Origin of the sequence: Paenibacillus sp. FSL K6-3182 (assembly GCF_037976325.1) — a bacterium.
Taxonomy (GTDB): domain Bacteria; phylum Bacillota; class Bacilli; order Paenibacillales; family Paenibacillaceae; genus Pristimantibacillus.
On record NZ_CP150265.1, the window covers coordinates 3,818,626 to 3,834,169 of the forward strand.

The following is a 15,544-nucleotide window of genomic DNA, read 5'->3' on the forward strand; positions in this document are numbered from 1 at the left end:
GAGGGTAATACGAATGCAAAAAGAAGAAGCCATCATCATTGGAGGCGGTCCGTGCGGCTTGGCAGCAGCGATTGAACTCGAACGGATTGGTCTCCAGCCACTTGTCATAGAGAAACGCAACATTGTACATTCAATCTCGCAATATCCCACTTATATGCAATTTTTCAGCAGTCCAGAAAATCTTGAAATCGGCGATATACCATTCACAACGGCTAACGATAAGCCTTCCAGACTGGAAGCACTTAATTATTATAGAACAGCCGCGCAGCGCAAAAACGTTCGTGTGCAAGCCTATGAAATGATAAATAAGATTACGCCTGAGAATGGACAGTTTATTTTGCATGGAGAAGATCGTTTTGGCGAGAAGCGCACATACCAAAGCAAGTATGTCATCATCGCTACAGGTTATTTCGATCATCCGAATGAGCTGGGCATTCCCGGTGAGCAGCTCGATAAGGTTAGTCATTTCTTCCGCGAATCGCATCCCTACGTTGGTATGAAAGTTGCCATTATTGGCGGCAGCAACTCCGCAATCGATGCGGCTTTAGAGCTTGAGAGGGTCGGTGCAGAGGTAACGGTCGTCTATCGCGGCAATGATTATTCTACCAGCATTAAGCCATGGGTTAAGCCAGGTTTCCAGAGCAAAGTAACGAAAGGCTCTATTCGCATGCTGTTTCAGTCAACTGTAACCTCTATCGAAAACAATGACATCACTGTACTAGGACCTGAAGGCGAGATCCGTTTGGAAAATGATTTTGTATTAGCTTTGACCGGCTTCCATCCCGATCGCAACTTCCTTAACACAAGCGGCGTTACGATTGAAGAAGAAGGGTATCCAACCTTCAACGAAGATACTATGGAAACGAATGTTCCAGGCATTTATCTCGCAGGTGTCGTAGCCTCCAGACATGAAGCAAATGAAATTTTCATCGAATCCGGACGTTATCATGGCCATAAGATTGCCGAACATATTTTAAGCCTCAAATGATTATATGGTTAAGCTTTGAATCATACACCAAAAAAAGGGAATCAGCTTGTTAAGCTTGATTCCCTTTTTTTTCGAACTGGTTTTTAAGAGCGTTGATTTGTTGGTCATCTGGCTGCTTATCGCCATACCTTGCTTCTTCGTACAACTCAATAAATCGAGGCATATTGTCGAGCTTGCCAGCCTGCCATGTATTCAGGTCTTCTGATGTTTCGCGCGGAGTCATATGTTCTTTGACCGTATACCCCTGTTCGGCGCTGCTTCTCAATAAGCGAGCATATAAAAACCTGATTTTTTCTGTATTTGTTCGCAGCTCATTCCATTCCTGAGCAAAGGAGCGCTTCTTAGGCAGCAGCTGCTTCAGTTTATTTCCCATTTGCTCCCGCCATTTAGTTAATGTCATTAAACTTTCAACTTCATCTGTAAAGCCAACCCCATTATTGCGGCTATCTGCTCCTCTTTCCTGCAATTTAGCAGCAAGCAGTTTCACCCATTGCATTACCTTTCTAGCAATAAAATAGAACAGAATGCAGAGGATGATGATGACTAACACGATGCCGATAATTTTCGCAATTTGCTCGAGTAGCAGCATCCAATCAGACGGCGGCTTCGTTTCCTCCAAAGGCATCTCAGGTGTTGAAGAATCAATAGGAGGTTCTTCGACCGGTGTCTGCTCCCTAGACTGGTTTAGCCAATTCATTATTCGTTCTATGATCGAATGAAAGAAGCTCTCAATCATCTTCTGAATTTGGCGGAAAAGAGCAAGAATGCTAATGATGCTGACGATTACAATAATTAATAGACGATTTTGGCGTTTGAAAGCAAGAGTAGCTGACGTTTTACCTGAATCTACTGTTTCACTGTTCAAATGCCGCTCATTTGCAAAAAAGAAAAATATAATGACGGCAGCAATTCCGCAAACGATTAAAACACCGTTGTACTCCATCAGTTTTTTTAACGCAATTATTTTTAACGGCTGCACAGCTACATAAAGGAGCACGCCAATCAGCATCTGTGTATTGGGAAATGAGTTGAACCATCCGCGCAATTGCGCCGACATGCCCTTCATTGCTGCTACAGCAGCAGCAAGTCCGCATACAACCATAGGGACGATATCCACATTACCTACCCATGCGATAATGAACAAACTGCTATGCAACGCCCCAATAGCAATAGCTAGAAGCAGCTTCACGCCGTATCGTAATCTTGGATATTTTCCGAGGATTAGCGATGCCGTCCAGTAACAGAGAGGAATCGTTGCTATCCATGGCCACAAAGCTCCAGCAGGCAGCAAGTAAACAGCTATCGCTATAAATACGGGCAAATAAAAGAGCAGTTCAATAACGCCTTGACCTAAGGTATTTAAAGAAAAAGATCGCTTTTGGGGCTCATTCACGCGATCACCTCTTCTCTGCCGCTACCTGATATCGCTTGTCCAACATCGCTAATCGTTGGCTTAGCTTTATCTGTCAGCATCCAAACTGCGACTGCATTGCCGTTGTAGCGAAGCTGTTCAGCTTGTTTTTCCAGTTCTTCGTTCCAATAAGCCGTAATCATTAGCACATCTCGTTCACTGAAGCCGCTTCTTGCTTCGCGTTCCAACAAATGATGAAACAACTCTGTGCGTTCAATATCGAGCTTCGCCATTTCCTCTAAAATAACGATTAAATGCTCATGCCCGCCTCTAGGTTCAATGTGAACGCTTTCCATCATGCCGGTCAAAGGCATATTAGATGCAAAACCAACTTCCATGCCCTGCTGAATGACAGCTTCAGCTGCCCCTGCTGCCCATTCAATGCCTAGCTCGATTAACGATAAATCAGTTACGCTTCGCCACATGCCCTCTACATCGTCCACATTCAAATAAATCATCAGTCTGCGGTCCGCGGTAAAATCATACTGATGGACTTGAAGGCTTCCTGTTTTTGCAGTAGCTTTCCAGTTGATTTGCTTATACGTATCGCCCGCTTGATAATCACGAACGCCTGCAATAATGAATGGATCGTTGATAATCCAGCGGCGAATCGATTGATCACCCTGCCAGCTATGATAAGGTAGCTCATGAATGGGCACCTCGGCAGGCTTTGGATAAACAAGCAGTTCCCCTTGAAGCGCAATTTGAGCGGACGAATGGGTTAAACCAAGCGGATCACCGCCCGTTAACGTGACGGTTTGAAGCTTGTACCAGCCTCGCTTTGCGCAGGTAATGCGGTGTGTGCGCGTAATTTTTGTATATGGCGATAGACTGAAGAAGCTCTTATGGTTCTGGTAAAGCTGCCCGCTGCTCACAGAAAAATTATCAAGCTGTTGAAAATGCAGATGAGTGGAGAGCTGTGATTCCACGCGCAGCCAAGGCACCGGCAGCCATTTGGCGTTGGCCATCTCTTCTATCATCTCAACCTGCTCGCCGCTATAGCATGTTTTGCTCGTAAAACGCCGTTCATATTGGATACGGCGCAATACGAGCTTTTGAAATATTTTGCCCTGTAGTGACAAAATGACGATTGCAGCCAATATAAACCAGAATAAAATCATCAGGCTGCCTAACGAGCCGTAACGCCTGCTTCAGCAGGCACGGCCGTCAAACGAATAATGTCATCAATAATGGATTCCGCCTGATTTGCTGTACGATGCATGCCGCGAATGGCTAGTCGGTGGGACAAGACCGGCTTCGCCATTGCCTTTATATCATCAGGCGTAACGAAATCACGTCCTCGCAAAATGGCATGTACCTGGGAAGCGCGGAGCAGCGCTTGACTGCCACGCGGACTGACACCAACAGAAACCTCCTCACGCCTTCGTGTTTGCTCCACGATTTGCAGCAAATACTGAAGGATGTCATCGTTCACTTTCACCGCTGAATAGGCTTGCTGTGCCTTCTGAATGACATCTATTCCTGCAACTGGCTCAAGCTCCGCAAGCGGATCATGATCTTTAAAACGTTTTAATAGCTGCAAACCTTCTTCAGTCGTCGGATAACCCATCTTAATTTTGAATAAAAAACGATCGAGCTGTGCTTCCGGAAGTGGAAAGGTTCCTTGATGCTCCACTGGATTTTGTGTAGCAATAACCATAAATGGACGCTCCAAATATTTGGTTTCACCGTCGATGCTGATTTGACGCTCTTCCATACATTCGAGCAAACTCGATTGGGTACGAGGCGTCGCACGATTAATCTCATCTGCTAACAGCAAATGAGTAAACAATGGACCAGCTCTGAATTCAAACTCGCTTATTTTTTGATTATAGAAATGAATGCCGCTTAGATCCGATGGAAGCAAATCGGGTGTAAATTGAATTCTCCTGAAAGATAAAGCCAATGATTTGGCCATAGATTTAGCGAGCAAGGTCTTTCCTGTTCCTGGCACATCCTCGAGCAGCACATGCCCTGATGTAAGGAGTCCGATGAGCATTAGTTCTACAACTTCCTCTTTGCCTACGATGACGCGTCCAATATTAGATTTCAATTGTTCGGCTAATTGTTTTATCGCTTCAATAGACATAAGTCAACTCCTTCGTTAGGTTGTAAAGCCTGTTCGAGCACGCTGTAGTTTTTGCAGTTCACTCCAGCGAATCATACGGATGTTTTCTTTTTGCAACGTATTCTTGATCTCAGCATCACGGAATAATTCAAACTCCATTCCCCGCTTTAGAGGCTGCATGTGAAAAGCATTCAGCTCATCGGTTACAAGAGACGGATGTATAATAATTTCAGAAACGCCTGGTTCCAGACCCTCAAGTACCTGCTGCATGCTTGCCTTTAGTGAATCAAATGTTTCACCCTCCTCCAAGTGGAACGGCAAGCCGATTAAATAATCAAGGATAACAACACCCTTCGAATCCGCCAGCATTCCGAGCTGTTTGGCTTGCTCTTCCAGCTCAGGAGAAGCCATTTGACCAATATTTTGCCTTAAATTACGCGGCAAACGGAAAGGCAGGCCATAGGAAGCGCATACATCCAGAACGATAGATAAGAAATTTCTGCCGGTTGCTAACCCATACAAGCTTCCCATGTGATTGTCCGCATGCGATGGTTTCATCCCCATAGCTAAAGCCATTTCAATTTGTGCGATAAGTTCTTCTTTTACTTGCTCTGGATCAGCTTTCAGCTCAAAGGTTTTACTGTCCTTCGGGAAATAATTTTCATGGGTGACAAGCGAACTTGTGCTTCCTTTGCGGTTGACTGGACCCCAGCGGTACATATCCCATTCGCTAGTAAATGTGAAATGGACACCCACATCAACTTGCGGGTGCCTTGCACTCCATAGCGCTGCTTCCCTCGCCCAGCCGCAAGGCATCATAATCGTCGCCGAGCTCACCGTTTGTTCTAGCAGCAGCTGCTGAATGCCGACATTTACCGAATGGCATACTCCGTAGTCATCTGCGTTAATAATGAGCAGTTTTTCGTTCTCGCCGTATCCCAGTGCTTTGGCTAAACTCATGAAAAATCATCCTCCCAATGTTCATTAATCCAGCGGCAGCCGAATGCTGACTGATCGATAATGCCGGAAAGTATTTCCTCATCATCTAAATTATCTCTTAAGCGTATGGCAAAATGCAATGCTACATCAAGCAATCTTAATTTCATTAATATCGGCAATATCTTAATTTCATGAAGAGTTAACGGATTCGTATCCTGATAACCCTGCAATAAACGCTTCACATTCTCTTTTATATTTAGGTCATCTGGTTTTATGATATCGACAATAATGACAGCAAGCTCCATCGCTCTAACATCGACAGTCGTAAATTCAAAATCCAGCACACCTACGATCGCATCGCCTTGACATACCGTATTATTAAAAACCAAATCACCATGGATCCATTGTTCCGGCAGCCCGACAAGTTGATTACAATCCTCTTTCAGCTTCAGACGCTCCTCGTGCAAGGCCATGAAGCTTGATTTTCTACCTTTAAGATCTACGGAAAGCTCTGCCATTGCAAAAAAAGCTTCCTCATCCATCAAAGCATATGTATTTTCCAACATGAAATAAGGGCTGTAAAGCGGCAAGCCTTTTGGGTTTATTCCGCTTAAAGCACTAGAAAGCTTCGCAGCTGTAACGCCTAGCGCATAAACATGCGCTGGGTTTGAAACCGTCGGTCGGTCACCATCAATAAACTGAAATAATGACGATAAGGTGCCATCTGTTGCAACGCTAATCGTTTCGCCTTGTTTATTCTGAACTGGAATCGGCACCTTAAAGGCTAGCTTCTGTTTATTCAAGTCGTTCAGTACCTCATGTTCAAGCCTTACAATATCAATATCCTTATGGTTATTGTAAATGCGCAGGACAAATTTTTTATTTCCCGACGAAATGATTCGGGTCGTATTATTCATTCCGCTCTCCCGGCTCTCAATATGACAAGGCTCGGCGAACGCATATGCATCTAAATAAGCTGTAAAATCTATGGTGTCGGTCAAAACAGACAAGCCTCCTTATTGATCAAGCTGCAATCTTGTCAAACGAGCCCCCAGCTGTTCCTGCCAGCTCGCAGCCAATTCTTTCACATCAAGCAGCTCTCTGATTCCCTTTATGTCATCTTTATCACGGTACATGACACGGTTAGCTTCCATAACCGTTTTACGGGCCGGATGTTTATATTTAATTTCAAACGTCATCCCTGCCTGTATATGGCCCTCTTGGAGTACGCGGAAATAAAGACCTGTGTAGCCTTCACGCTGAACATGTCCCGGCAATTCCGGCAGCTTATGCCGCAGCCCCAGCTTATAGCACGGCTGTCTTGGCTGACTTACTTGAAGGATCACATCATCTGCCTGGATAATATCGCCGATGCACAAATCCCCTTCTGTCCAGCTCGAGAGCGTAAAGTTTTCACCAAAAGCTCCGTAATCAAATGGCTCCTCGTATTTCTCACGCCAATAGGCGTATCGTTGCTCGAAATAGACGCATACCGCTTTGTCCGGTCCACCATGATGAATCGTATCGCCTTGTCCATCGCCCTCAAGTCCTATAGTGCTCAAAGCATGGGTTGCTTGTGAAGGCTGCTTATAAATTCCTGTTAATACTTCTTTACTGCCGTGTGTTATTGATTTCGGCATTCCTATATTTAGTGACACAAGTTTAGCCGTTTCTATATGATGTGTCATTCGCTTCGTTCCTCCTATAATGATCTCTCATTTGATTATTATAATCTTCTTAGGGAGATGTTGGCAAAGAGAGATAACTATATCAATAACTTTTGTGATTTTCAATTTACCAGCAACGCTTTCGACACATTCTACTTGCGTTAGCCACTGGCTGTCGAAAACCTCTATTTTCTGTTACTTATTGCGTTTCCCCGGGAAATGTTTTTTAAATAGTCCGACTATTTCCTAAATGAGTACATCATTATTTCCCACAGCATCGACATACAGATTAATTTAAAGGAAATTTTCTTTCCATAAAATAAAGCTCCTTGCGTGAACGATTAACTCTGCTCTGCAGGCTCATCCCATGTTTTTGCCGATACCTTAGCTCCATGAAAGAGATCAATGTAAGAAATACAAAAGCTGCAATTGAGCCTCGATAATCGATGAATATAGCAGCTAGTATCGTCGTTAACAGCAGCCAAGCTATGGAAACCAAATGGATTGGGATACTCCAGCTGCCCAAATGCCACGGTGATGCATGCAACCGCGCATGGATCTTCCCCTGTTTTATTTTCCAGGCAATCGGTATGGCATACGATAGATTTAAACATATTATCGCTGCAGTTAGAAGAAAAATGATTGTATCGTCTCTATAGCTGAAAAAAGCAATGAGAAGAATAGTTAATGAAATGACCGCACACAACCAGACGGCAGGAATCGGCGTCTGATGCCGCTCCGACACGTTAGACCATCGTTGGCTCAGCGGCAAGGCGCCATCACGTGCTAGGCTGTATACAATCCGCGAGCATACTGTCATCGTCTGCAGTCCGCTGCTCCATAATGATAGAATGACAAAAATAATGATCATACTGGTGCCGCCCCAGCCAGCAGCTGCCGTTTGTAGAAACGTTCCCAACCAGCTTGGTCCGTTAGACAATGGAATGGATATAAGCATAAAGCTCAGAAGTACAAAACCAATAACAAATGTGTAAGCAGTAGATAAAAAAATCGACCACGGTGCTCGTACACGAGGATCAATTGTTTCTTCCGATCCTTGGCTTGAGCCCTCCATGCCAATAAATAGCTTTAACAAAAGGAGCGTACCGCTGACGAATGATCCCGCCTGCACGGTACCATTCCACTGTGCATTTTGAAATTGATACATCAATACAGGAGAATAGCTGCCTGGCCATGCAAGCCAAGCTAGCCCAGCAATAATGAATAAAGCAATAAATACTTGCAGTATAACGCCGCCTGCTTGCAGCTTGCTTAACATCCGGTTTCCAAAGTGGTTCACAGCACCTTGGGAAGCAGTCAGCACTGCAACGACACACCAAAAAGTGAAATCCGATGTTTGATAACCTATTCGAGCGGACATAGAACCGTCCAGTAAAGCTGCACATGCGCAGTTTAGCAGAGCAAGCATAGCTAAATGTCCAGATGCTTGAAGCCAGCCTGCTCGCACTCCCCATGAGCGCCCGCCTAATGAGGATGCCGTATGATAAATTCCGCCTGCAGTTGGTGTCACAGATGAGAGTTCTGCGAGAGATGCACTTAAAATAAGTGCAAATAAAGCGATTATGGGCAAACCAAATCCAATAACCGACGGCCCCCCCTCTCCGATCGCTGGACCAAACAAAAAAGCTGCGCTTCCAATCAAACCGAGCGCATTAAACGATAAACCAAATGATGATAACCCGCCGAACCGCCGTCTAAGCTGCTGCGCTAAACCATAACGATGCAAATCATGTTTGTCCTGTAGCAGCTGCGCCTGCAAGCCATAAACAATTAGATTCTGATGCTTAGATAATGAAATGGACTGTTGCGCTTTGAACGCAATGGCAATAATAACGGCAATGACAATCGCAAATATTAATAATCCTGCTAGCAATAAAATCATCCAATCACCCTCCTACGTAACTGTATGAGTGGTTTGGATGTCACATGCAAAAGGAAGAATGATTAAAGCGCATAACAAACACTCGCATCCATCAAGATGCGAGTCGATTGATTTTTATTTTTTCACTCAGCTTGATTAGAACTTTGCTCCAGTATTCCATAAACGAGTGATTTGAGTTCTATGATATCAAAGGGCTTCGTAAAACAATGTGTAATGCCAAGCGCAAGCGCCTCTTCCATTATGTCTGGATCTGCATATGCCGTTATGAGAATGACAGGCACCTCTGGCGACAGCATTCTTATCCCGCGCAAAATTTCTATTCCATCCATTTCGGGCATTTTCAAATCAAGCAGTACACAATTCGGCTTCTGCTTCTCGTAAATGTCCAAGGCGATACTGCCGCTTTCAGCTTCATAAACATCGATACCCTGCGCAGCAAACAATTCAACAAGCATCATTCGAATAGCGGGTTGATCATCTACAACTAAAATCTTATAGAGCATATCTGCTGAATAAGGCATCGAGCTTATAGTTGCTTTTGCAGCTGCCTCAGCAAGGGGTTGATCTACTATTCGATTCGTAGATATTGACGTAACTGTCGCGGATGGTAAAACAGGCGTCCTTTCGATGGAGCGTTGCTGCTCCTTTTCCATTTTTCGTTGGTGAAAGAAGACAAACGACACCGCGACAATTAGAGCTGCTGCGAATAATATGAGAAAATATATCAATGCGTTGTCTCCTTATGTTCTTAGGCTGAATAACTGCTAAGAGAAAATGGTTTCATTCAGAATTAGTCATTAACCAGCATCGGTCCAAGTGGACCATCCTCATTAATGATATCTTGCAGTTCGTAGACGGATATCGGAAAATACAGAAATCCAAACACATAAGCTGCCAGCTCATATAGCTGGAAATAGACGACAAGTGAACGGTCCGCTACGTAATAGTCCTGGTCAGGTCTTATGGATTTGAAAGGCTCCAGCGTATCAATCTTTCTTGCCAAGATTTGTGCGCTTACGATAGCGCTTATCCGCCCAACATAGTCCGACCCAGGTTTAAACAGCTGGGCCAGCGTATAGGTTTGTCCTGTCGATTGCTTAAAAGTCAGCGATTGCTGAAGCGTCAAGCCGTGAGCTCCACCAGTAAAGGCATAATTGAACAAGGAAAGACTAAGATAATCCTTTTGATTATTTTTCTGTTCAAAATAACCTAGCATCTGCGCTCTCGGATCATCAAGCGAGCCTTGATTATGAACCATCTGCTGCACGGTATGATGAATCGTATGGTTGATCTTTTTATCTGCAGCTTCGCTTCTGCCTCCGCTCACATAAGGCAATGACAGCTCGGCTTTCGGAAAATCAGCTTTTGCCGTTTGGATAACGACTGGCGGTTGAAATGACATATGAAAGACACCTTCCTATTCGGTAAGATGCTCCATTGTATGCAATACACGTCTCATCTCATGCCAAACGATTCCGCCATGCGTAGAAGCGGACACCCCTCTACTCTCAAATTGCTCCGATTCGTAGAACGGAATCAAATGCTCTTCGCACATCAGTATAATGGTTTCAATATGTGATGAACTACATTGTTCGATCAGCTTCCTCAGCAACAAAGTGCCGATTCCACGCCCGCGATAATGCGCATCAACAGCGATAGTAAGGATGCAAAAGTTGTTCCCCTCAAAAAAATCAGCTTGATTCCCCTTCATTTCATCACCGCAATCAGTCTGTGAAGTACGGATGCCGTTTGTTATTCCAACTAATTGGTCGCAAAGCCAAGCTGACCAAAAAAATGAACGATAATGCTTATAGCGAAATTGAAACCCTGCCATGGTAGCAGCAGCTTCAGGAGAATAGCATTTTTGTTCTAGCTTAATAGCAGCGTCGAGCTCAGCTTCTGTTATGAGGCGTAGTACGATCTCGTTCACAGGAGTGCCTTCTCGCGTTCAGTCAATCTTCTGCCGCTTACGTTAAGAACAAGTTTACCGTCTTTCAAGCCGAGAATTTGATCAGCAAATCGCTCCGCCCAGTCCCCCTGATGCATAACAGCAATCACAATAACGCCTTGCTCCTTGCATAGCGCTTTCAAATCAGTTAGAACTTGATCCGCTGTATGGGGATCAAGACCTGAAACCGGCTCATCGGCTGCAATGACTTTAGCGCCATGAACGAGTGCTCTTGCAATAGCCATACGCTGCCGTTCGCCCCCGCTAAGAGTGCTCGCCTTCTGATGTGCTTTATCAAGCAGGCCGCGTTTTTCGATCATATCCATTGCACCCATATAATCATCATTACGTACCATCCCGGTCCATCTCCGCCAAGCAGGCGTTTGTGAAATTGAACCGATAATAACATTTTTTAATCCCGTCTTGTTCGGGAATAGAAAAGGTTTTTCTTCAACATAAGCAACCTCTCTCCGAACTTTAAGCTTGCCTTTGAATCCTTCTTTGAAAATATCTTTGCCATCAAATTGATAGGAGCCTTCACTCCACTTTTCTTGCAAGGCTAGGCACCGAAGAAGTGTGGACTTCCCGCTTCCGCTATCACCTTTAATGGCGATAAAGTCGCCAGGATAAGCCTCAAAGCTAATATCATCGAGCACCTTTGGCCCGCCGGGAATACGTCTGGATAAGTTCTTTACTTTGATCATTTTCCGCTCTCCTTCTGTTTGCAGCAACTGCTTCTATGAATCTAGTTTACGTTAAACAAAAAACAGTTTCCATACGAACAAATGTTTGGTATAATAAAAACAAGAACAAACGTTCTAATGATCGACGAATTCAACATTTTGAAGGAGGCCTGATCACCATGAATAACATCTGCGAAAATTTCCGATATGTAGAGAATGAACGTCCTGGACGCGACTTAACTTTTAAGTTTTACGCCGATGGACGGCTTATTATCATCGATAATGTTGCAGAGGAGGTGATCACTCCCAAAGATTTAAAGGGCGCCAGCAAGGACTTCTACGTTCGCAGACGTATCGCTTTCATTAAGAATCAATTAAAAGCTTCACAGCTTAAATATGCATAACATGGATTAGAAGGAGAGCTGAAGCTATTCAAGCTCTCCTTCTGTGTTTTTAAAAACTTGCTTCATTAAGGGAGCTGTTTGTTAATGCCGTTTAAGCTCGCAGGTCGCTTCGCGAATTTATCGGTTTTAAGCTTGCCTGACTGTCCACGCAAGGTAGAATGATTTTGACGAGATTCTCCATTGCCGTTTTTGTTGATAGCCATTGCAATCACCTCCACTATCATTATGCCGATATTATTGGATATGTATGTAAAAGCAGTTCCTCTCTTACACCCTACATTGACTCGACCCTGCCACTTGCGGTAGATTGATCATACAGTTTCAAGTTTTGCAAAGGAGATCGTATACATGAAGCAACAAATTATGTTTGACCTCGACGATACATTAATTCACTGCAATAAATACTTTTATTTGGTCATTGATCAATTTATTGATGCGATGACCACTTGGTTCGGCAGCTCTCCCCTCGTTTCAATACAAGCCATCCGAGACAAGCAAATGGAGATCGATATTGCCGGCGTAGCCGTATTCGGATTTAAAAGCGAGCATTTCCCACAATCGTTTGTTGATACTTACATTCACTTCTCTCATTTGACTGGTCGCAAGAGATCAACAAATGAAGAAAACTTTCTATGGAAGCTTGGCTTAAGTGTATATGAGCACGATACCGAGCCGTATCCAAATATGGAACAAACGTTGTTCTCACTAGCGGAGGCCGGCCATGAGCTTCATCTCTATACGGGGGGCGAGATGCCCATTCAACGTCGCAAGATTGAAAAATTAAACTTGGAGCGTTATTTCGATTCCCGCATTTACATTCGACGTGTCAAAAACAGCGACGCATTAGAAACCATTTTGTCCAATGGTGTCTTCGATCGCAACAGTACATGGATGGTTGGCAACTCCATTCGAACGGATGTTGTTCCTGCATTAACAGCAGGTATTCACGCTATTCATATGCGTGCGATAACCGAATGGGAATATAACATCATTCAGATTGAAGTGGAACCAAAAGGCGCTTTTTTAACCTTGGATCATCTAAAGGATGTCCCAGGCGCTATTCACGGGTACGTTAATCGATAATGGAATGACAAAAACAAATAAACCCGAATTCGTCCCTTGATGCTTCTGACGAATTCGGGTTTTTGCTATGCGAGAAAAATGGCCTCTACTGTTCGATTGCCAGTTCTCCAGTATCCACATTTTTAAGCACTATTTTTCCTTCTCCAGGCGTACCATCCGGAAGCTCAAGCTTCAGCTTAGTCGTCTTCCCCTTCTCGACTAAAGCTTTCACCTGAGTATCCGTCAAATTCCTGCCAAAGCTTTCTTTCCATATAACGAATTTACAGCCTTCCTTATAGTGAGAACAGCCATAGCCTTTGCGCCCCATAAAGATGGAACCGCCACAGCCTGGCCTTGGACAAGTGGCAATAACAGTAGGGCTGCCTGATACAGTAGACGCAGCCGATGCCGCTTTTTTTGCCGCTCCAGCCGTTTTAGTTGAGGCTGCACGGGTGCGAGTCGCTGTACCAGACTTCCCGCCAGTGCCTTTGACGGAAGCAGGAGCTTCACTCTCAAATGATGTTTTGGCCGCTCGTGATTGAACGCGAACCTTGTCCACGATCATCGTCGCGAATTTTTTTACATTTTCCATGAATTGTCCATCCGAAGCTGTTCCTCTGGATATCTCGTTCAATCGTCGCTCCCACAACCCCGTCATCTCAGGAGAGGTTAGCAAATCAATACCAGCACCACGAATCAGTTCAATAGCTGTTCGACCTTTTTGTGTAACTTGTATTTTTTTGCCCTGCATTTCCACATAACCAACGTTTTTCAGCCGCTCAATCGTAGCTGCGCGCGTAGCTGGTGTACCTAATCCTGAATCTTTCATTGCATCTCGGACATCCTCGTCCTCAATTTGTTTGCCTGCGCTCTCCATTGCTTTAAGCAGTGTGCCCTCTGTGTAATGCTTGGGAGGCTGTGTGTCCTTCTCTTTCACAATGGCATCCGAACAGATAATTCCTGCATCTGCTGATATGGAGAAAGGTTCATTTACTTCAATTTCTTCGTCCTCTGCTTCTTCCTTATCCTTGCTTTTGGCTGAAGGTTTTGCTTTCTCCTTCTTCTGGTCAGCATAGATGACTTTCCATCCTAAGCTTAGAAGCTCCTTAACCGTCGTTTTGAACATTTCGTTCTCTACCTCAGTCAAGACGATGTGAACCTTATATTCAGCAGCTGGATAAAATTGCGACAAAAACCTTCGCACGATCAAATCATACAGCTTTTGCTCATCAGGGCTGAGTCCATTTGCTTTACGATTCGTTGGCAAAATGGCATGGTGATCCTCAACCTTTGTCGGGTTGCAAATAAATTTATTCCCCTTATGCACAAGGCTCCGATTAGCCCCTTTGACGAGATCATCATAGGCGGAACCTTGAAGTGCATTCAACGTTTTGTGCATTTCAGGAATGTTCTGCTCAGTCACGTAATTTGAGTTTGTTCTTGGATAAGAAATAACTTTATGCTTCTCGTACAACGCCTGTGCTGTATCCAACGTTTTTTTCGCGGAAAAAGCATATTTGCCATTGGCTTCCCGCTGCAAAAGAGTAAGATCGTATAGCTTAAACGGATACTCCTTTGTATCCTTAACTTCATACGACGCAATTCGTCCAGCCTTGCCTTTAACCTTTGCCGCAACGGCCTCAACTTTTGCTTGATCTGTCATTCTCTCGGCCTGCCACATGCCGCGGTACGTCATTTCATCCTGTGTGAAATGTCCTTCCAGTTCAAAAAATTTCAAAGAGGAGAACGCTTCAATTTGCTTCTGCCGATCATATATAAGGGCGAGCACTGGCGTCTGAACTCTGCCAACCGATAGCAGCACATTATGCTTCGTTGTAAAAGCACGTGAACCATTCATTCCGATTAGCCAATCCGCCTCGCTTCTTGCTGTTGCCGCGCGGGTCAAATTCTCATATTCGGCGCCCTCTTTCAACTCCTCGAAACCCTTTCGAATCGTCTCAGGTGTTAGGTCTGAAATCCATAGCCGCTTAACGGGTTGATTTAACTTAAGATGGCGCTGGATGAGGGAAAAAATATATTGCCCTTCTCGCCCGGCATCACAAGAATTGACAAGTAGGTTGCTGCGTTTTGCCAGATCGCCGATAACCTTAAGCTGATCGATTGTTTTTTTGTTCGGTACGAGCTTGAACTGTGTCGGTATAATGGGAAGATCATTAATATTCCACTTTTTGTAACGATCATCATAGGCATCAGGCTCTGCAAGACCGATTAAATGACCGATCGCCCACGTAATAATATAATGCTCGCCTTCTATGTAGGAACGGTGATTTTTTGCTTTAGGATCGATTGCGGCTGCTATATTTCGTCCCATATCAGGTTTTTCCGCAATGATTAGTGTCTTCAAAAGATTATCGCTCCTTCATTAAGCTTTTCGAAAGTCTAACGCCTATCGCTCTCCACAATTAGCAATAAACGTTTCGCACTGTACAGCCACTAGAACATTTTACAGA

General features: G+C 44.3%; 16 protein-coding genes. 3 read left to right on the forward strand and 13 right to left on the reverse strand.

The features are described 5' to 3' along the window. Positions 1–13 precede the first annotated feature (13 nt). Positions 14–988 carry a YpdA family putative bacillithiol disulfide reductase gene (locus tag MHH56_RS16740; protein ID WP_339202626.1) on the forward strand — a complete coding sequence of 325 codons (975 nt, stop codon included), beginning with the start codon at positions 14–16 and terminating at the stop codon, positions 986–988. A 49-nt stretch (positions 989–1,037) separates the two neighbouring features. On the opposite strand, the gene MHH56_RS16745 is transcribed toward MHH56_RS16740, so the two are convergent. The 11 genes from MHH56_RS16745 to MHH56_RS16795 all read right to left on the reverse strand — a co-directional run bounded on the left by MHH56_RS16745 (position 1,038) and on the right by MHH56_RS16795 (position 11,628). Beyond that, the gene (locus MHH56_RS16745) at positions 1,038–2,381 is read right to left on the reverse strand and encodes a DUF4129 domain-containing protein (protein WP_339202628.1); all 1,344 of its coding nucleotides are present in this window, start codon (positions 2,379–2,381) and stop codon (positions 1,038–1,040) included. Then, positions 2,378–3,520, reverse strand: a complete 1,143-nt coding sequence (locus MHH56_RS16750; protein WP_339202629.1) for a DUF58 domain-containing protein — start codon at positions 3,518–3,520, stop codon at positions 2,378–2,380. Before MHH56_RS16750 ends, MHH56_RS16745 begins: the two co-directional genes overlap by 4 nt. 8 nt (positions 3,521–3,528) lie before the next feature. Beyond that, the gene (locus tag MHH56_RS16755; protein ID WP_339202631.1) at positions 3,529–4,488 is read right to left on the reverse strand and encodes a MoxR family ATPase; all 960 of its coding nucleotides are present in this window, start codon (positions 4,486–4,488) and stop codon (positions 3,529–3,531) included. Between the two features lie 15 nt (positions 4,489–4,503). Continuing rightward, entirely contained in the window at positions 4,504–5,427 is a 924-nt protein-coding gene (locus MHH56_RS16760) for a polysaccharide deacetylase family protein (RefSeq protein ID WP_339202632.1), read from the reverse strand. Beyond that, positions 5,424–6,407 (reverse strand): phosphotransferase, encoded by a 984-nt coding sequence (locus MHH56_RS16765; protein ID WP_339202633.1) that lies wholly within the window; start codon positions 6,405–6,407, stop codon positions 5,424–5,426. Before MHH56_RS16765 ends, MHH56_RS16760 begins: the two co-directional genes overlap by 4 nt. A gap of 15 nt (positions 6,408–6,422) precedes the next feature. After that, positions 6,423–7,094, reverse strand: a complete 672-nt coding sequence (locus MHH56_RS16770) for an MOSC domain-containing protein (RefSeq protein WP_339202635.1) — start codon at positions 7,092–7,094, stop codon at positions 6,423–6,425. A 268-nt stretch (positions 7,095–7,362) separates the two neighbouring features. After that, a complete protein-coding gene (locus MHH56_RS16775; RefSeq protein WP_339202637.1) occupies positions 7,363–8,976 on the reverse strand; it encodes an amino acid permease in 1,614 nt (537 codons plus the stop codon). A gap of 122 nt (positions 8,977–9,098) precedes the next feature. Beyond that, entirely contained in the window at positions 9,099–9,704 is a 606-nt protein-coding gene (locus tag MHH56_RS16780; RefSeq protein WP_339202639.1) for a response regulator, read from the reverse strand. A gap of 62 nt (positions 9,705–9,766) precedes the next feature. Continuing rightward, a complete protein-coding gene (locus MHH56_RS16785) occupies positions 9,767–10,378 on the reverse strand; it encodes a DUF3298 domain-containing protein (protein ID WP_339202640.1) in 612 nt (203 codons plus the stop codon). Between the two features lie 15 nt (positions 10,379–10,393). Then, positions 10,394–10,906 (reverse strand): GNAT family N-acetyltransferase, encoded by a 513-nt coding sequence (locus MHH56_RS16790; RefSeq protein ID WP_339202641.1) that lies wholly within the window; start codon positions 10,904–10,906, stop codon positions 10,394–10,396. Next, a complete protein-coding gene (locus MHH56_RS16795) occupies positions 10,903–11,628 on the reverse strand; it encodes an ATP-binding cassette domain-containing protein (protein WP_076265856.1) in 726 nt (241 codons plus the stop codon). Before MHH56_RS16795 ends, MHH56_RS16790 begins: the two co-directional genes overlap by 4 nt. A 158-nt stretch (positions 11,629–11,786) precedes the next feature. Between MHH56_RS16795 and MHH56_RS16800 the strand changes: the two genes are divergently transcribed. Beyond that, complete coding sequence (locus MHH56_RS16800) at positions 11,787–12,011, forward strand: hypothetical protein (RefSeq protein ID WP_076265855.1); 225 nt, start codon at positions 11,787–11,789, stop codon at positions 12,009–12,011. Between the two features lie 65 nt (positions 12,012–12,076). Here MHH56_RS16800 and MHH56_RS16805 read toward each other — a convergent pair whose 3' ends face one another. Continuing rightward, on the reverse strand, positions 12,077–12,214 hold the full coding sequence (locus tag MHH56_RS16805; RefSeq protein WP_179089726.1) for a hypothetical protein: 138 nt from the start codon (positions 12,212–12,214) through the stop codon (positions 12,077–12,079). Positions 12,215–12,359: 145 nt separating this feature from the next. Between MHH56_RS16805 and MHH56_RS16810 the strand changes: the two genes are divergently transcribed. After that, a complete protein-coding gene (locus MHH56_RS16810; protein ID WP_076265854.1) occupies positions 12,360–13,094 on the forward strand; it encodes an HAD family hydrolase in 735 nt (244 codons plus the stop codon). 85 nt (positions 13,095–13,179) lie between these two features. On the opposite strand, the gene MHH56_RS16815 is transcribed toward MHH56_RS16810, so the two are convergent. Further along, a complete protein-coding gene (locus tag MHH56_RS16815; protein WP_339202644.1) occupies positions 13,180–15,438 on the reverse strand; it encodes a DNA topoisomerase 3 in 2,259 nt (752 codons plus the stop codon). Positions 15,439–15,544 lie beyond the last annotated feature (106 nt).